This is a genomic window from Pseudomonas sp. NLJ1 (genome assembly GCF_049486705.1).
GTDB classification, from domain to species: Bacteria; Pseudomonadota; Gammaproteobacteria; order Pseudomonadales; family Pseudomonadaceae; genus Aquipseudomonas; species Aquipseudomonas inefficax.
This window is the reverse complement of record NZ_CP137735.1, coordinates 123,680-139,617: the sequence shown is the minus strand read 5'-3', so window position 1 is coordinate 139,617 and position 15,938 is coordinate 123,680. Positions and strand designations below refer to the sequence as shown.

At 63.3% G+C, this 15,938-nt stretch carries 12 protein-coding genes; 8 read left to right on the top strand and 4 right to left on the bottom strand.

Annotation, left to right across the window (positions count from 1 at the left end; genetic code table 11):
* Positions 1-3: 3 nt before the first annotated feature.
* Genes R9B85_RS00680 through icmH form a run of 3 tightly spaced genes read right to left on the bottom strand, consistent with a single transcriptional unit; the run spans position 4 to position 3,925 of the window.
* On the bottom strand, positions 4-882 hold the full coding sequence (locus tag R9B85_RS00680) for a DUF4123 domain-containing protein (protein WP_207878559.1): 879 nt from the start codon (positions 880-882) through the stop codon (positions 4-6).
* Entirely contained in the window at positions 882-3,062 is a 2,181-nt protein-coding gene (locus R9B85_RS00675) for a type VI secretion system Vgr family protein (RefSeq protein WP_313855055.1), read from the bottom strand. The genes R9B85_RS00680 and R9B85_RS00675 overlap by 1 nt, the downstream gene beginning before the upstream one ends.
* 14 nt (positions 3,063-3,076) lie before the next feature.
* Positions 3,077-3,925 carry a type IVB secretion system protein IcmH/DotU gene (gene icmH / locus R9B85_RS00670; protein WP_423770724.1) on the bottom strand — a complete coding sequence of 283 codons (849 nt, stop codon included), beginning with the start codon at positions 3,923-3,925 and terminating at the stop codon, positions 3,077-3,079.
* Between the two features lie 396 nt (positions 3,926-4,321).
* Here icmH and R9B85_RS00665 point away from each other — a divergent pair, with 396 nt between their 5' ends.
* The 8 genes from R9B85_RS00665 (at position 4,322) to R9B85_RS00630 (ending at position 13,526) form a co-directional block, all read left to right on the top strand.
* Positions 4,322-5,062 (top strand): gluconate 2-dehydrogenase subunit 3 family protein, encoded by a 741-nt coding sequence (locus R9B85_RS00665; RefSeq protein WP_207877906.1) that lies wholly within the window; start codon positions 4,322-4,324, stop codon positions 5,060-5,062.
* Between the two features lie 3 nt (positions 5,063-5,065).
* Entirely contained in the window at positions 5,066-6,850 is a 1,785-nt protein-coding gene (locus tag R9B85_RS00660) for a GMC family oxidoreductase (protein ID WP_112252449.1), read from the top strand.
* 12 nt (positions 6,851-6,862) lie between these two features.
* On the top strand, positions 6,863-8,107 hold the full coding sequence (locus tag R9B85_RS00655) for a cytochrome c (protein WP_112252448.1): 1,245 nt from the start codon (positions 6,863-6,865) through the stop codon (positions 8,105-8,107).
* A gap of 272 nt (positions 8,108-8,379) precedes the next feature.
* Entirely contained in the window at positions 8,380-9,399 is a 1,020-nt protein-coding gene (locus R9B85_RS00650; RefSeq protein ID WP_112252447.1) for a LacI family DNA-binding transcriptional regulator, read from the top strand.
* 70 nt (positions 9,400-9,469) lie between these two features.
* Positions 9,470-10,258, top strand: coding sequence for a TIM barrel protein (locus R9B85_RS00645; protein WP_112252446.1), 789 nt, complete (start codon positions 9,470-9,472; stop codon positions 10,256-10,258).
* Entirely contained in the window at positions 10,251-11,201 is a 951-nt protein-coding gene (locus tag R9B85_RS00640) for a sugar kinase (protein ID WP_112252445.1), read from the top strand. The genes R9B85_RS00645 and R9B85_RS00640 overlap by 8 nt, the downstream gene beginning before the upstream one ends.
* A gap of 58 nt (positions 11,202-11,259) precedes the next feature.
* Entirely contained in the window at positions 11,260-12,552 is a 1,293-nt protein-coding gene (locus R9B85_RS00635) for an MFS transporter (RefSeq protein WP_112252444.1), read from the top strand.
* An 11-nt stretch (positions 12,553-12,563) separates the two neighbouring features.
* Positions 12,564-13,526, top strand: coding sequence for a 2-hydroxyacid dehydrogenase (locus tag R9B85_RS00630; RefSeq protein ID WP_252379284.1), 963 nt, complete (start codon positions 12,564-12,566; stop codon positions 13,524-13,526).
* Between the two features lie 1,043 nt (positions 13,527-14,569).
* Here R9B85_RS00630 and R9B85_RS00625 read toward each other — a convergent pair.
* Entirely contained in the window at positions 14,570-15,874 is a 1,305-nt protein-coding gene (locus R9B85_RS00625; protein ID WP_112252442.1) for an MFS transporter, read from the bottom strand.
* Positions 15,875-15,938 lie beyond the last annotated feature (64 nt).

The following is a 15,938-nucleotide window of genomic DNA, read 5'->3' as shown; positions in this document are numbered from 1 at the left end:
ACCTCAATTATTGGCGTGCAGGCGTCGCTGCACGTTGTCCATCAGGGATGTCTGCTGTTCGCGCGTTGCAACAATCGCGTCCTGCCAGGCTTGTGAGCTACTGAGTTGTTCGCCGTGGCGAGCCAGTATGAGCACATAGCTGATGAGGTCTTCCTCACGGTCCAAACCTTGCTCGCGCGCCTGATCTAGGTAGTGCTGGATGAGACCAACCCGTGTTCCATGGCAAGCAGTGGCCAAGGCTGCACAGGACGGCTCGTCCTTGATCAGCTCGGCAAGTTGATAGCTCAGCGGGTCTCCCGCCAATTCAGCCCAACAGTCTTCGTTTAGCGTGATTTGTGGGAGGTGCAGGGACGGAGGCTGATCAGCACCGGATACTTGTAGCCACAACCGCTTGTTCGGGTGCGCTACAGGTGACCACCAGTGATGGATGGGAGCCAACCATTCGCTTATCCCTGGCAGCTCACGATATGTATCCAGCACTCGCAAAGCTGCAGCGTTGTGGAAGCGCAGGAGGTACAAATGGCCGTCAGCTCCCGTCACGATGTTGGCGTGGCTCAGATGCCGGGCAAGTTGGGCAGTTGGTAACGCGCTGACGATCCAGCCGCAAACCGCGCCCGAAGCAAGCTGTTCGAGTTGCCATTGAAAATCGTACTGGGCCGACACATCGGAGCCTGGCCGCGATCCGAATAGCCAAGGGCCTGCTGTTCGCAGATTGTGGAGCTGGGTTTGTTGCAGCAGCGGCCAGCAGCGGTCCTCATAGTGCCGGGTCAACTTTTCCTGCACGCCGGGTGACAGGCTGGCCATTTCCACGATCGCGCTCAGACGATAGCGGTCGGAGGTGCGCAGCACCTCCACCACAGTCCTGATAAATGGGCTTGGCATCAGCTTGTTCCTTCCATGCGAATCATGTTGTGGCCGTCCGCAATCGCTTTCAGCAAGCAGCTCAAGCAAATGGGCTCGCCAGGCTCTGGTACGCCGAAGGTCGATGTCATGCGCTGGCTGCATTTGGCCTGCTGACTGACAGGACCCTTTAAGGCCAGTGCTAGTCCGTCCAACGTGATACCGGCACCATCTATGCGCAGCAACCCGGCCGGACTCCTGATAGTCAGGCTTTCGCTGACCTGGATGTCATAGACCTTGGTTGTGTGGCGGATGGCTTCCCCGGCCTGCAAGGTATTGTGACCGGCCACGCTCTGTTCCAAGTGACCACCGATTTCTATCGTGTGATTGGCTTTGGTGACGTCCTGGCGGTGGTTGCCGACCTGTTCGATGCGGTCCTGGCCAGTGATAATGGTATGGTTCCGGCCAATGGTCAGGGTATCGTCATTGCCGATTTCGTGGGCCCGGTCCTGGCCGATATTGACGGACTCGTCCCGGGCAATCTCTTCCCGACGGTCCTGGCCAATCGAAAGGGTCTCATCCTTCTCGACACGCTCGGTGCGGTCGTTCCCGACTTGCGTGGTTTCATCGTGTTTGACGATGTTGTTCTGGTCTCTTTCTGCGTGGATGAAGACTTCCTGTCGTCCCAGTTCGTCCTCGAAGCGCAGCTCGTTGAAGCCATCGCCCTTGTGGGTCTGGCTCTTGATGGTCATGCGGGTCTTGTGTTCGGGCAGGTCGTACGGCGGCAGCTGGTTTCCGCAATAGGTACGCCCGGTGATCATCGGCTGGTCGGGGTCGGCGTTGACGTACTGGATGATCACGTCCTGGCCGATGCGTGGGATAGCCATCGAGCCCCAGCTACCGCCGGCCCAGCCCTGTGACACACGCACCCAGCAGGAGCTGAACTCGTTGTTCTCGCTCTCCCGGTCCCAGGGGAAGCTCACCTTGACCCGGCCCCACTCGTCGCAGTAGATCTCTTCCCCGGGCGGCCCGACGACCGTGGCCATGTGCGGGCCGTCGATGCGTGGTTTGGGCAATGGCGCCGGACGCCATTCGATCCGACCGGGCACCAGCACGGCTTCCTGTGAGTAGCGCGTTCCTTGTTCGGCCCCGGCAGCTTCTTCTTGCAGGCTGGTGAACTGGCTGCCCTCGTGATGAACACGCATTACACGCCAATGGGCGTTTAGGTCTTTGCGCGGATGCTCGATGAGGGTAAAGCTCAGCCCCGGTTGCAGGCGTACATCGTCACCCTCGACTTCGGCAATACGGGCGTCATGGCGCAGGGCCGTCAGGCGGGTAGCGGTGAAGGGCACACCGACCGCATCGCGCTTGTAGCGGCCGGGGTAGTCGAAGCGCTCATAGTCCCGGGACTGATGGGTGATGCCACTGTCACTTGCGCGGTGTTCCTGCCGGTATTGCGGGTTGGTGAAGGTGTAGTCCCGCTGCACCTGGCGTGCGGTGCGCACCTGTTCGCTGTAACGCAGGCGGCGCAGGCAAGGCCTGGCCTGGTCACCACCGCTGTTGGCGCGGTACAGCACCTGGTCGGGGCCGATGTCGTCTTCATCGAAGAAGTCTTCATCCTCGTCGTCGGCCTTGATCGCGCCTCGGCTGATCTGCCCCAGCGCCAGCAGCCGGTCGGTGATGACCAGCAGGTGGTGTTTCGGTGTGTGCTCGAAGCGATAGACAAAACCCTCTTCACCCGCCAGGCGGGCGATGAAGTCGAGGTCCGTTTCACCGGCCTGTACGCAGAACTCGCGCACCTGGTGCTCGCCCATGCTCTTGATTTCGAAACGGGCAATGCCCTGGCGCCTGAGCATCAGTTCGAGAATCTGCGGTACGGTTTTCTGCTGGAAGATGCGCCAGTTCGAGCGCAAGCCGGCACGGGCCAGCACGGGCTCGACCAGGGCGCGGTAACGGGTGCGATAAAACCCCGTCTCGCCCTGGCTGAAGCTGCTGACCAGGCCATGCACGTAGCGCAGGGGGCGCTCACCGCGCCAGATCGTGAACAGCACCGGTTTGTCGAGCAACTGGCCGAAGTCGACCTCGTCTTCAAAACTGATCAATTCCAGCTTCAGCTGGAACGGTGAGCTGATCATTTCGTCGAGTTCGAACGAAACCACTTCGAAGTCACTCTGGCCAGCCAGCGGCTGGAAGGTGAAGCGCAAATCGGATTGGCCAGGCATGCGGATCCCCCCTGCTACTGCTGCAGAATGCCGTTGAGCGACTCCAGCACTTCGGCGGTAATCAAGCTCAGGCGGTAGCTGTAGTAGCAGTAGGCGCAGACCATGGCGATGGCGGAGATCACCAACGGGCTCCACCAGGGCCATTCCCGGCGCAGCATGCGGTGGGGACGGTGGACCACGTTGGTATACGGATCGCCCGCGAATTGCGGCGTGGGGCCGCGCAGTTCACGAATGACCTTGTGCATTCGCGAGATCAGGGCATTGATGATTTCATCGCACTTCGGGTCCAGGGCGTACTTGCCCTTCAGGCCCAGGCAAAAGCAGAAGTACAGGAACTCCAGCACATCCTGGAACTCCTTGGGCGACTGCATCAAGCGCTCCAGCAACACGAAGATCTTCTCGCCACCCTGGGTTTCGTCATGGAAGATGCTGAGCAGCGGTTCGTGGCTCCAGCATGAATTGTTCCCCCAGGGGCGGCTCATCACGGTCTCGTCCAGATAAAGACACAAGGCATAGGAAAAAGCTTCGAGGTGCACAGTGGAGTAACCGTGCTGCTGTATTTCGTCGCGGATGGCGCTGACCTGGATCTGCAGGGCCTTGTGCACCTGTTCGATGTTGGGTAGGTCATCCAGCGTTTGCAGGCGAATGGCCAGGCCGAACAGCGGGTTGGCCGCGTCAAGCATCAGGTTGGCGAAGCCGCCGCGAAGCTGGAAGCCGGGGTCGGCCGGGTAGCCAGGAAGATCCATAGCGTGCCCAGGTCCGGTGCTGGAGCGAGGTTGCTGGCTCCCTTGGATATCCTCCAGCAGGACCGGTTTTTTCTTCCTGTGTACTGCTTTTACAGATACATCGGGCTCATTGGACATCCGTAATCCTCGTTTGTCGGCGCGCCATTGCTGCGTAGTGGCATGAAGTATCCATGCGGATGTCGCAGGCATTTGGCTGAAGCCCGAACCTAAACCAGGAATCAATCTATCGGGAATCCCGAAACGTCCGATGCGATCGTAGGAATTTTCTTCTTTTGTGCATTTAGAATCTGAAGATGCAGCTCAAGGCGTGCTGAGTGTGAAAAATACCTTGGCTGGATGCAAAGGCTTAGGGGCATCCTTAATGACAGGCAAGTACGGCATGAAACCGGTTTCAAAACATTTCTGAACACGCTAGATTATCCGGCTGTTTTCTTGATGGCCCATCAAGACCACCCCCGTATTGAAAACCAGATGGCGCTTTTCAAGGCCGCACACAGCCGATGAGGATTCGCAATGCCTGAGCATGCCCCAGACAACCCGCGCAGGGATTTTCTGCGCAAGACCTTGACCCTGATCCCCGTGGTCACCGTGGCCAGCACGGGGCTTGGCGTGGGTGCCGGTCAGCTGCTTGCGGCCCCGCAACATGAACCCAAAGTGCCGGCAACGCCACCAGCGGGCAACTACCAGCCGACATTCTTCACTGCCGAGGAGTGGGCTTTCGTGCAGGCAGCCGTCTCGCGCATCATCCCGGCCGACGAGCTTGGCCCTGGCGCACTTGAAGCCGGCGCTGCGGAATTCATCGACCGGCAGATGAATACCCCCTACGCAACCGGCGCGCAGTGGTACATGCAAGGCCCGTTCAAGGCCGACGCCGCGCCTGAACTGGGTTACCAGCTGCAACTCAGCCCGCAACAGATCTACCGCCTGGGCATCGCCGCCGTGGACGGCTGGTGCAAGGCCAATTCCGGGCAAGTTTTTGCTGCGCAAGATAGCGCTACCCGGGACCACGTTCTCAGCAAGGTCGAGTCTGGAGAGCTGGTTTTCGACACCGTGCCGGCCAAGGTGTTCTTCAGCTTGCTGGTGCAGAACACCCGTGAAGGGTTCTTCTGCGACCCGATCCATGGCGGCAACAAAGGCATGGTCGGCTGGACCCAGATCGGCTTCCCCGGCGCCCGCGCCGATTTCATGGATTGGGTCGAGCGCAACGAGCCTTACCCGTTCCCGGCTGTTTCGATCCGTGGCGAGAGGGCCTGAGGCATGGCGACCGTGATGAAGAAAGTGGACGCGGTAATCGTGGGCTTTGGCTGGGCCGGGGCGATCATGGCCAAGGAACTGACCGAAGCCGGGCTACAGGTAGTGGCCCTGGAGCGGGGGCCGATGCAGGACACCTACCCGGAAGGCAGCTACCCGCAGGTGATCGACGAGCTGACCTACAGCGTGCGCAAGAAGCTGTTCGTCGATGTGTCGAAGGAAACCGTCACCATCCGCCATGGCATGAACGACGTGGCACTGCCCAATCGCCAGCTCGGTGCCTTCCTGCCGGGCAAAGGTGTAGGTGGCGCAGGCCTGCACTGGTCTGGCGTGCACTTCCGGGTGGACCCGATGGAGCTGCGCATGCGCAGCCACTACGAAGAACGCTACGGGCGCAAGTTCATCCCTGAAGACATGACTATCCAGGACTTCGGGGTCAGCTACGAAGAACTGGAACCGCATTTCGACTTCGCCGAAAAGGTATTCGGTACCTCTGGCCAGGCGTGGACCGTCAATGGCCAGGTCGTTGGCGAAGGGAAGGGCGGCAACCCCTATGCGCCGGACCGTTCCAGCCCGTTCCCGCTGCCTTCGCAGAAAAACGTGGTGTCGGCCAGGCTGTTCGAAAAGGCGGCGGCCAGCCTGGGCTACAAGCCCTACAACTTGCCCTCGGCCAACACCTCCGGCTCTTACACCAACCCCTACGGGGCGCAGATGGGGCCGTGCAACTTCTGCGGCTTCTGCAGTGGCTACGTGTGTTACATGTATTCCAAGGCCTCGCCCAACGTGAACATCCTGCCGGCGCTGCGCCAGGTGCCGAACTTCGAATTGCGGCCCAACGCCCATGTGCTGCGGGTGAACCTGGATGACAGCAAGCGCAAGGCCACCGGGGTGACCTACATCGACGCCCAGGGGCGGGAAGTGGAGCAGCCGGCGGACCTGGTGATCCTGGCGGCGTTCCAGTTCAACAACGTGCGCCTGATGCTGCTGTCCGGCATCGGCAAACCCTACGACCCCATCAAGAACGAAGGTGTGGTCGGGCGTAACTTCGCCTACCAGAACATGGGCACGGTCAAGGCGTTCTTCGACAAGGACACCTACACCAACAACTTCATCGGCGCCGGTGGCAACGGTATCGCCATCGATGATTTCAACGCCGACAACTTCGACCATGGCCCGCACGGTTTCGTCGGCGGTTCGCCGATGTGGGTGAACCAGGCCGGCACGCGGCCGATTGCCGGTGGCGCGACCCCGCCGGGCACACCGGCCTGGGGCAGCGCCTGGAAGAAGGCCACCGCCGACTACTACACCCACCAGGTGTCGATGGACGCCCACGGCGCTCACCAGTCCTACCGCGGCAACTACCTGGACCTCGACCCGACCTACCGCGACGCCTACGGCCAGCCGCTGTTGCGCATGACCTTCGACTGGCAGGAAAACGACATCAGGATGAACCAGTTCATGGTCGACAAGCTCAGCAAGATCGCCCAGGCGATGAACCCCAAGGCTATTGCCGTGCTGGGCAAGAAGGTCAAGGACCACTTCAACACTGCCAGCTACCAGACCACCCACCTGAACGGTGGCGCGATCATGGGCACCGACCCGAAAACCAGTGCGTTGAACCGCTATCTGCAGAGCTGGGACGTGCACAACGTGTTCGTTCCAGGGGCTTCGGCGTTCCCTCAGGGGCTGGGTTACAACCCGACCGGGCTGGTGGCTGCGCTGACTTACTGGTCGGCCCGCGCCATCCGCGAGCAATACCTGAAAAACCCTGGTCCGCTGGTTCAGGCTTGAGGAGCGATGCGCATGAAGACAATGTTGATCGCAACCCTGCTGGGTGCCAGCGTGGCTGCACAGGCTGCGCCAAATGACGATGCGCAGGTGCGTCAGGGCGAGTACCTGGCCCGCGCCGGCGACTGCGTCGCCTGCCATACCGCCGAAGGCGGCAAGCCATTCGCCGGTGGGCTGCCGATGGAAACACCGATCGGCACGGTGTACTCAACCAACATTACGCCGGCGGCCAGTGGTATCGGCCAGTACAGCTTCGAAGACTTCGACCAGGCGGTGCGCAAGGGCATCGGCAAGGACGGCAGCACCCTGTATCCGGCCATGCCATACCCGTCCTATGCGCGTGTCAGCGAGCAGGACATGCAGGCGCTGTATGCCTACTTCATGAAGGGCGTGGAACCGGTCGAACAGCCGAACAAGGCCAGCGACATCCCCTGGCCATTGAGCATGCGCTGGCCGCTGGCGATCTGGCGCGGGTTGTTCGCGCCAGAGGCCAAGCCCTGGCAGGCATCGGCGGCGGCCGACCCGGTGGTCAACCGCGGTGCCTACCTGGTCGAGGGCCTGGGGCACTGTGGTGCGTGCCATACGCCGCGGGCGCTGACCATGCAGGAAAAGGCACTGAGCCCACAGGATGGCGAGCAGTTTCTGGCTGGCAGTGCACCGCTGGAAGGCTGGATTGCCAAGAACCTGCGTGGTGACCACAAGGACGGCCTCGGTAGCTGGAGCGAAGAGCAGCTGGTGCAGTTTCTGAAGACTGGTCGTAGCGACCGCAGCGCCGTGTTTGGTGGCATGAGCGACGTGGTCGAGCACAGCATGCAACACCTGAGCGATGCCGACCTGACTGCTATCGCCCGCTATTTGAAGACGCTGCCGCCAAGCAACCCTGACGACCGGCCGCACGTGTACGACAAACAGGTGGCGGATGCCCTGTGGAAGGGCGACGACAGCAAGCCCGGGGCGGCGGTGTACATCGACAACTGCGCAGCCTGCCACCGTACCGATGGCCAGGGCTATACCCGCGTGTTCCCGGCCCTGGCCGGTAACCCGGTGGTGCAGACGACGAATGCCACATCGCTTATCCACGTGGTATTGGCGGGGGGCACAGTGCCGGCGACGCACGCGGCACCGTCGAACTTCACCATGCCGGCGTTCGGCTGGCGGCTGAGTGACCAAGAGGTTGCCGAGGTGGTGAACTTCATTCGCACCAGTTGGGGTAACCAAGGGGATGCCGTCACCGCCGATGATGTGAAATCCCTCCGTTAACTGCATCCCTCTGTCTGCAACCCCCAATCCACTGTGGGAGCGGGTTTACCCGCGAATGCGTCGGCACATTCGCCATCGCATTCGCGGGTGAACCCGCTCCCACAGGGTTTCTCGTTTACTTTCTATATTTATCAGTTAGTTAAAGCGTATTTTTACTGCATTTACTACGCATGAATATCGCACTCCCGACCAACGGCATGTTGACGAACGCGTGTGATTTTGCTGTATTGAAACCGGTTTCATCGCTATCACAACAATCATAAGGACAGCCCATGACCGACGCGCCTGCCCATGCCCGCGAACGGGTCACCATCAGCGAAGTAGCGCGTGTCGCTGGCGTTTCCAAGGCCACCGTCTCCCGTTACATCGGGGGTGATCGCCAGTTGCTCGCCGAAGCCACAGCCAAGCGCCTGGAAGAGGTCATCGAGCGCCTCGGTTACCGCCCCAACCAGATGGCCCGTGGTCTGAAGCGCGGCCAGACGCGCCTGATCGGCATGCTGGTAGCCGATATCCTCAACCCCTATTCAGTGGCCGTGATGCATGGCGTGGAAACTGCCTGCCGCCAGCACGGCTACAGCCTGGTGGTTTGCAACACCAACCGCGACGACGAGCAGGAGCGTCACCACCTGGTGGCCCTGCAGTCCTACAACGTCGAAGGGCTGATCGTGAACACGCTTGGCCATCACCCCGGCGAATTGCTCCACCTGCAGCGCGACATTCCCATGGTGCTGGTCGATCGCCAGTTGCCCGAACTGAATGTCGACCTGGTGGGCCTGGACAATGCCGACGCGGTCGAGCAGGCCCTGGACCACCTGCAGGCGCAAGGCTACCGCGACATCATGGCGGTCACCGAGCCGCTCGATGGCACCAGCTCGCGCCTGGAGCGGGTACAGGCGTTCGGCACGTCGGTCAGCCGTCGCCATGGCATGCGCCAGCAGGTGCTGGAAGTCGGCCCCGGGCTGGATGACCAGCTGGCTTCGTTCCTCGCCGGCAGGGGCCATGGCCCGCAGGCCATCTTCACCTTCAACGGTGTCGCCACCCTGGCCGTGAGCCGGGCCCTGCACCAGACAGGGTGCAATCTGTTCGCGGACGTCGGGCTGATCGCCCTCGACGACCTCGACTGGTACCCCTTGGTCGGCACTGGCATCACTGCACTGGCCCAGCCCACCGAGCGAATCGGCGTGGCAGCATTCGAGAGCCTGCTTGGCCGCCTGCGCGGCGACAGCGGGGCAGCCCGGCGCATCGACTTCAAGGCCGAGCTGATCATCCGAGGTTCAACCCAGCCACAGTAATCACAGGCAGGCACCTCCCTGCCTGCCTGTTGTCAGCAAAAATGAAACCGGTTTCAAAAGGACAACAACAATGCACTCGAACCCCGTTTCCATCAGCCTCTCCAGCTACGGCGCCGACTTTGTCCGGCAGCGTGGCCAGGAGCACTTCCTTGGCCTGCTGGCTGCCGCCGGCGTCACCCGCGTGGAACTGCGCGAAGAGCTGTTCACCCAGGCGCCGGACACCGCGGTGCTGGCTGCAGCCATTGCCGCACAGGGACTGGAGTGCCTGTACTCCACGCCCCTCGAATTGTGGACCGCACAAGGCGTGCCTGACCCGCAATTGGCGCACAAACTGCAAACCGCCCGAGCCCTTGGCGCGGTAGCGCTCAAGGTTTCCCTGGGCCACTACCACGCCGGCTGTGACGTCGCGGCCTTGGCGACGCTGTTACCGGTGCACGGGCCGTTGCTGCTGGTGGAGAACGACCAGACCACCCAAGGTGGGCGAATTGAACCCCTGCAGCAGTTTTTCCAGCGCGCCGACGAGCTCGGGCTGACCCTGGGCATGACCTTCGACATCGGTAACTGGCAGTGGCAGGGCGAGCCTGCCCGGCACGCCGCACGCCAGCTTGGCCGCTGGGTGCGCTATGTGCACTGCAAGGCCGTGCAGCGCCGGCCCGATGGCCGCCTGGTAGCCGTCCCGCCAGCGACCGCGGACCTGCAGGAATGGGCTGAGCTGATGGCCGAGTTCACCCCCGGCGTGGCGCGTGCTGTCGAGTACCCGTTGGTGAGCGACGATCTGCTGGCGCTGACCCGTGACCAGGTGCGCGACCTGGCGGCGCTGGGGCAGGGCGTATCGAGTGAGGAGCTGAGCCATGCATGAACATGACGTGTTGTGTTTCGGCGAGACCATGGCCATGTTCGTCGCCGAGCAGGCCGGCGACCTGGCCAGTGTCGGCCAGTTCGGCAAGCGCATTGCCGGCGCCGACAGTAACGTGGCCATCGGCTTGGCGCGGCTGGGCTTCAAGGTTCGCTGGCTGAGCCGGGTGGGCGACGATTCGCTGGGCCGTTTCGTGCTCGATAGCCTGCGCCGCGAAGGCCTGGACTGCTCCGGTGTCGAGGTGGATGCCAGCTACCCCACCGGCTTCCAGCTCAAGGCCCGCTGCGATGACGGCAGCGACCCGGCGGTGGAGTACTTCCGCCGTGGTTCGGCAGCCAGCCAGCTGTCGCCGGCGCTGCTGCGCCCGGGCTTTGTGCAAGCCCGCCACTTGCACGCCACCGGCATCCCGCCGGCGCTGTCGGAGGGCTGCCGGGCGCTGTCCCATGCGTTGATGGATGCAATGCGTGCCGCCGGGCGCAGCATCTCCTTCGACCCCAACCTGCGCCCCTCGCTGTGGCCTGACCAAAGCAGCATGGTGCGCGAAGTCAATGCCCTGGCGGCCAAGGCCGACTGGGTGCTGCCAGGCCTGGAAGAGGGCCGCCTGCTGACCGGCCAGCACACCCCGGCAGACATCGCCGCGTTCTACCTCGACCAAGGGGTGGAACTGGTGGTGATCAAGCTGGGCGACGCCGGTGCCTACTTCCGCAGCGCCAAGGGCGAGGGCCAGGTGGCATCAGTACCGGTCAGCCGGGTAGTAGACACCGTTGGCGCCGGCGATGCCTTTGCCGTCGGCGTGCTCAGTGCGCTGCTGGAGGGCCACCCGGTAGCCGAGGCAGTGGCGCGTGGCAACTGGTGCGGCAGCCGCGCCGTGCAGTCGCGTGGCGACATGGAAGGGCTGCCGCTGCGCCATGAGCTGCAAGCCCACGACCTGCGCAGAAGCGCGTGAAAACTTGATCCCGAAACACCTGTTGCAACAAAAACAACAAGCTCAGGAGAAACGAACCATGCAAAGCCAAGGCCTGGCACCTCGCCGCTGGTGGTACATCATCCCGATCGTGTTCTTCACCTATAGCCTGGCGTACCTGGACCGCGCCAACTACGGGTTCGCCGCCGCTTCCGGCATGGCTGAAGACCTGCACATCACCCCCGCACTGTCTTCGCTGCTGGGGGCACTGTTCTTCCTTGGTTACTTCTTCTTCCAGGTGCCTGGCGCCATCTACGCCGAAAAGCGCAGCGTGAAGAAGCTGATCTTTGTCTGCCTGATCCTCTGGGGTGGCCTTGCCACGCTCACTGGCGTGGTCAGCAACGTCTACATGCTGATCGGCATCCGCTTCCTGCTCGGGGTGGTGGAGGCGGCGGTGATGCCGGCCATGCTGGTGTACCTGTGCCACTGGTTCACCCGCGCCGAACGTTCGCGCGCCAATACCTTCCTGATCCTCGGCAACCCGGTGACCATCCTGTGGATGTCGGTGGTGTCGGGTTACCTCGTCAAGCATTACGACTGGCGCTGGATGTTCATCATCGAAGGCCTGCCCGCCGTCATCTGGGCGTTCTTCTGGTGGCGCCTGGTGGATGACCGCCCGGCCCAGGTGAACTGGCTGAGCGAGCAGGAAAAGGCCGCCCTGGAGCAGGCGCTGGCTGCCGAGCAGCAAGGCATAAAGCCAGTGAAGAACTACCGCGAGGCGTTCCGCTCGCCGCAGGTGATCATCCTTTCGCTGCAGTATTTCTGCTGGAGCATTGGTGTGTATGGCTTCGTGCTGTGGTTGCCGTCGATTCTCAAGCAGGCGGCCAACCTCGACATCGTGCAGGCCGGCTGGCTGTCGTCGGTCCCTTACCTGGCGGCGGTGCTGGGCATGGTCGGTGTGTCGTGGGCATCTGACCGGCTGCAGAAGCGCAAGCGCTTCGTCTGGCCGCCACTGTTGATCGCCGCCGTGGCGTTCTATGGCTCCTACGCCCTGGGCAGCGAGCACTTCTGGCTGTCGTACGCGTTGCTGGTGGTCGCCGGCGCCTGCATGTACGCACCCTATGGCCCGTTCTTCGCGATCGTGCCCGAGATCCTGCCGGCCAACGTCGCGGGCGGTGCCATGGCGCTGATCAACAGCATGGGTGCGCTGGGCTCGTTCGGTGGCTCGTGGCTGGTGGGTTACCTCAATGGCGTCACCGGCGGGCCCGGTGCCTCCTACCTGTTCATGTGCGGTGCGCTGCTGACCGCAGTGGCGCTTACCGCCGCACTCAATACTTCCCAGACATCTGGCCGGGCCAAGCGCGGCAACTCGCGTCTGGCCATGAACCATTAGGAGCCTGTGCAATGAAGAAGCGAATCGTGCTGTACAAACGCCTGTCCGACGACTTGATGGCACGCCTGCAAGAACGCGTCGAGGTGACCTGGGTGGATACCTCCGGGCCCGATGGCCTGGCCCGCCTGCGCGATGCTTTGCCCGGCGCGCACGGGCTGCTGGGGGCCAGCCTGCGCCTGGACGCCAGCCTGCTCGACCTGGCGCCACAGCTTGAAGTGGTGTCCAGCGTTTCGGTCGGGGTGGACAACTACGACATCGCCGAACTCAGCCGGCGCGGCGTGATGTTGACCAACACGCCGGATGTGCTGACCGAAACCACCGCCGATACCGGCTTTGCCTTGATCCTGGCCACCGCCAGACGGGTTGTGGAACTGGCGAACTGGGTGCGAGACGGCCACTGGCAGGCCAACCTTGGCCCAGCGCATTTCGGTAGCGATGTGCACGGCAAGACACTGGGCATCGTCGGCATGGGCCGCATCGGCGAGGCCCTGGCCCGGCGCGCCGCGGCTGGCTTCGGCATGCGTGTGCTGTATCACAGCCAGCGTGCCAAGCCTGAGGTGGAGGCGCGCCATGCTGCGCGTCAGTGCAGCCTGGACGAGCTGTTGCAGCAGGCAGATTTCGTTTGCCTGACCGTGCCGCTCAGTGCCAGCACCGAAGGCCTGATCGGCGCGCGGGAGCTGGCGCTGATGAAACCACAGGCAATCCTGGTGAACATTTCCCGTGGGCGCGTGGTGGATGAGCCGGCGCTGATCGAAGCGTTGCGTGCCCGACGCATACGCGGCGCCGGCCTGGATGTATTCACGCAGGAGCCGTTGTCGGCGCAATCGCCGTTGTTGCAACTGGACAACGTGGTGGCGACCCCGCATATCGGCTCTGCGACCGAAGAAACCCGCCAGGCCATGGCGCGCTGTGCGGTGGACAACCTGCTCAGTGCCCTGGCTGGTGAGCGCCCGGCCAACCTGGTGAATGGCTGACGCCAGATTCACAGGCCTGCGGGGCCCCTGTGGGGAGTGGGCATGCCCGCGAAGCAGGCGACGCGGTGGATGGCACCGGCTGCGCCGGTGTTCGCGGCTAAAGCCGCTCCCACAGATACGGCGCATTCCTTCAGCTGATGGGGGAGCTCTGTGGGAGCGGGTTTACCCGCGAAGAATCCAACACGGCGCATGGCACCGGCTGCGCCGGTGTTCGCGGCTAAAGCCGCTCCCACAGATACGGCGCATTCCTTCAGCTGATGGGGGAGCTCTGTGGGAGCGGGTTTACCCGCGAAGAATCCAACACGGCGCATGGCACCGGCTGCGCCGGTGTTCGCGGCTAAAGCCGCTCCCACAGATACGGCGCATTCCTTCAGCTGATGGGGGAGCTCTGTGGGAGTGGGCATGCCCGCGAAGCAGGCGACGCGGTGGATGGCACCGGCTGCGCCGGTGTTCGCGGCTAAAGCCGCTCCCACAGGTACGGTGCATCCCTTCAGCTGACGGGGGACTCTGTGGGAGCGGGTTTACCCGCGAAGAATCCAACACGGCGCATGGCACCGGCTGCGCCGGTGTTCGCGGCTAAAGCCGCTCCCACAGATACGGCGCATTCCTTCAGCTGATGGGGGAGCTCTGTGGGAGCGGGCATGCCCGCGAAGCAGGCGACGCGGTAGACACCGGCTGCGCCGGTGTTCGCGGCTAAAGCCGCTCCCACAGGTACGGTGCATCCCTTCAGCTGACGGGGGAGCTCTGTGGGAGCGGGCATGCCCGCGAAGCAGGCGACGCGGTAGATGGCACCGGCTGCGCCGGTGTTCGCGGCTAAAGCCGCTCCCACAGATACGGCGCATTCCTTCAGCTGATGGGGGAGCTCTGTGGGAGCGGGCATGCCCGCGAAGCAGGCGACGCGGTAGACACCGGCTGCGCCGGTGTTCGCGGGCGCGCCCGCTCCCACAGGCACGGTGCATTTCTTCAGATGGTGGGGGCGCTGTGGGAGCGGCCTTGCCGGGGCGCCGGACCGGTCGGAAAGGGCTGCAAGGCAGCCCCCGGAGTCAATGCGATTCTGAACGCTGCGCCTGCACTGGCGCAGCAGCCTCCAGCGGCTCCAGCGGCGGGTGCTCCTGCGCCGCATGCATCAGGTCTTCGGTCACACGCAGCTCGGCACCAGTCGGCGAGAAGGTGGTCGAAGCGGTGAACGGCGCCGGGTGTTCTGCCGCCGGGCGCTTGCCACGGCGCCACATGAAGAAGCACACCATGGCCAGATTGACCACGGCAAAGGCCCAGAACAACCCGGCCTCGCCAAACTCGGTCATCATCGGCGAAATCGCCACCGGCGCCATGGCCGAACCCAGCGAGTTGATCAGCAGCAGGCCCTGGATCATTGGCACCAGTGCATCCGATGGTGCCCGATCGGCAGCATGGCTGACCGCCACCGGGTACAGGGTGAACACGCCACCGCCCAGCAGGAACAGCATCGCCGGCAGCAGGATCGAGTCCGACGGCAGGAACACCGTGACCAGCGACAGAAGCACGCACAGCGCGGCCAGGGCGATCAGCACATCCTGGCGGTCCTTGCGGTCGGACCAGCGCCCGACCGGGTATTGCAGCAGCATGGCACCCAGAATCACCCAGGCCATCATGTTGCCGACCTCACCCACATCCAGGCCGATGCGCTGCAGGTACAGCGGCAACAGGGCGTAGATGCCGGCAATGGCCACACCCGAACCGAAGCAGCCGACCAGGCCTGATGGCGCAACGCCCAGCAACTGGCGCGGCTTGAGCGGTTCGACCTGATCCAGCAGCGGTGACACCCGTGGCAGGATCACGATGGGCAGTACCGACAGGGCGGCGAGCACGCCGGCCAGCATGAACGGTGCGGTGTCACCCATGTGGGTGATTTCGCCAAGGCCGGCCTGGGCGATGACCCCGGCGCCATAGAAGGCGATCATGTACAGCGCCAGCAGGCGGCCGCGGATCTTGGCGTCACCGGCCAGCAGCAGCCAGCTTTCGATCACCAGGAACACGCCCACCGCCGCCCAGCCGTTGATCAGGCGCAGCACCGACCACCAGGTGACGTCGTAGAACAGGCCTTGCAGCAGGATGGTCACGGCGATCAGCGAGGCGAAGCTGGTGTAGGCGCGGATATGGCCGATGCGCAGGATCAGCCGGTCGTTGAAGATGGCACCCAGGGTCAGGCCGATGAAGTAGGTCGAGGAGACCACACCGATGGTGGTGGCTGACTCGCCGGCAGCGCCCAGGCGCAGGGTGGTAAGGGAAGACATGAAGCCGTTGCCCAAGGCAATGATGAACAGCCCGAGCAGGGGCGCCAGCGCCATGGCCAGCAAACGCGGAGACATATGTACCTCTAGTTGGATGAGCGGAATGAGCGCCTTTTCGGACGCGCACGCCGGCTCGACCCGA

What these genes read in the sequence shown, in the direction of transcription:
- R9B85_RS00680 (WP_207878559.1), bottom strand. Translation starts at nt 882, where the DNA reads ATGCCAAGCCCATTTATCAGGACTGTGGTGGAGGTGCTGCGCACCTCC.
- R9B85_RS00675 (WP_313855055.1), bottom strand. Translation starts at nt 3,062, where the DNA reads ATGCCTGGCCAATCCGATTTGCGCTTCACCTTCCAGCCGCTGGCTGGC.
- icmH (WP_423770724.1), bottom strand. Translation starts at nt 3,925, where the DNA reads ATGTCCAATGAGCCCGATGTATCTGTAAAAGCAGTACACAGGAAGAAA.
- R9B85_RS00665 (WP_207877906.1), top strand. Translation starts at nt 4,322, where the DNA reads ATGCCTGAGCATGCCCCAGACAACCCGCGCAGGGATTTTCTGCGCAAG.
- R9B85_RS00660 (WP_112252449.1), top strand. Translation starts at nt 5,066, where the DNA reads ATGGCGACCGTGATGAAGAAAGTGGACGCGGTAATCGTGGGCTTTGGC.
- R9B85_RS00655 (WP_112252448.1), top strand. Translation starts at nt 6,863, where the DNA reads ATGAAGACAATGTTGATCGCAACCCTGCTGGGTGCCAGCGTGGCTGCA.
- R9B85_RS00650 (WP_112252447.1), top strand. Translation starts at nt 8,380, where the DNA reads ATGACCGACGCGCCTGCCCATGCCCGCGAACGGGTCACCATCAGCGAA.
- R9B85_RS00645 (WP_112252446.1), top strand. Translation starts at nt 9,470, where the DNA reads ATGCACTCGAACCCCGTTTCCATCAGCCTCTCCAGCTACGGCGCCGAC.
- R9B85_RS00640 (WP_112252445.1), top strand. Translation starts at nt 10,251, where the DNA reads ATGCATGAACATGACGTGTTGTGTTTCGGCGAGACCATGGCCATGTTC.
- R9B85_RS00635 (WP_112252444.1), top strand. Translation starts at nt 11,260, where the DNA reads ATGCAAAGCCAAGGCCTGGCACCTCGCCGCTGGTGGTACATCATCCCG.
- R9B85_RS00630 (WP_252379284.1), top strand. Translation starts at nt 12,564, where the DNA reads ATGAAGAAGCGAATCGTGCTGTACAAACGCCTGTCCGACGACTTGATG.
- R9B85_RS00625 (WP_112252442.1), bottom strand. Translation starts at nt 15,874, where the DNA reads ATGTCTCCGCGTTTGCTGGCCATGGCGCTGGCGCCCCTGCTCGGGCTG.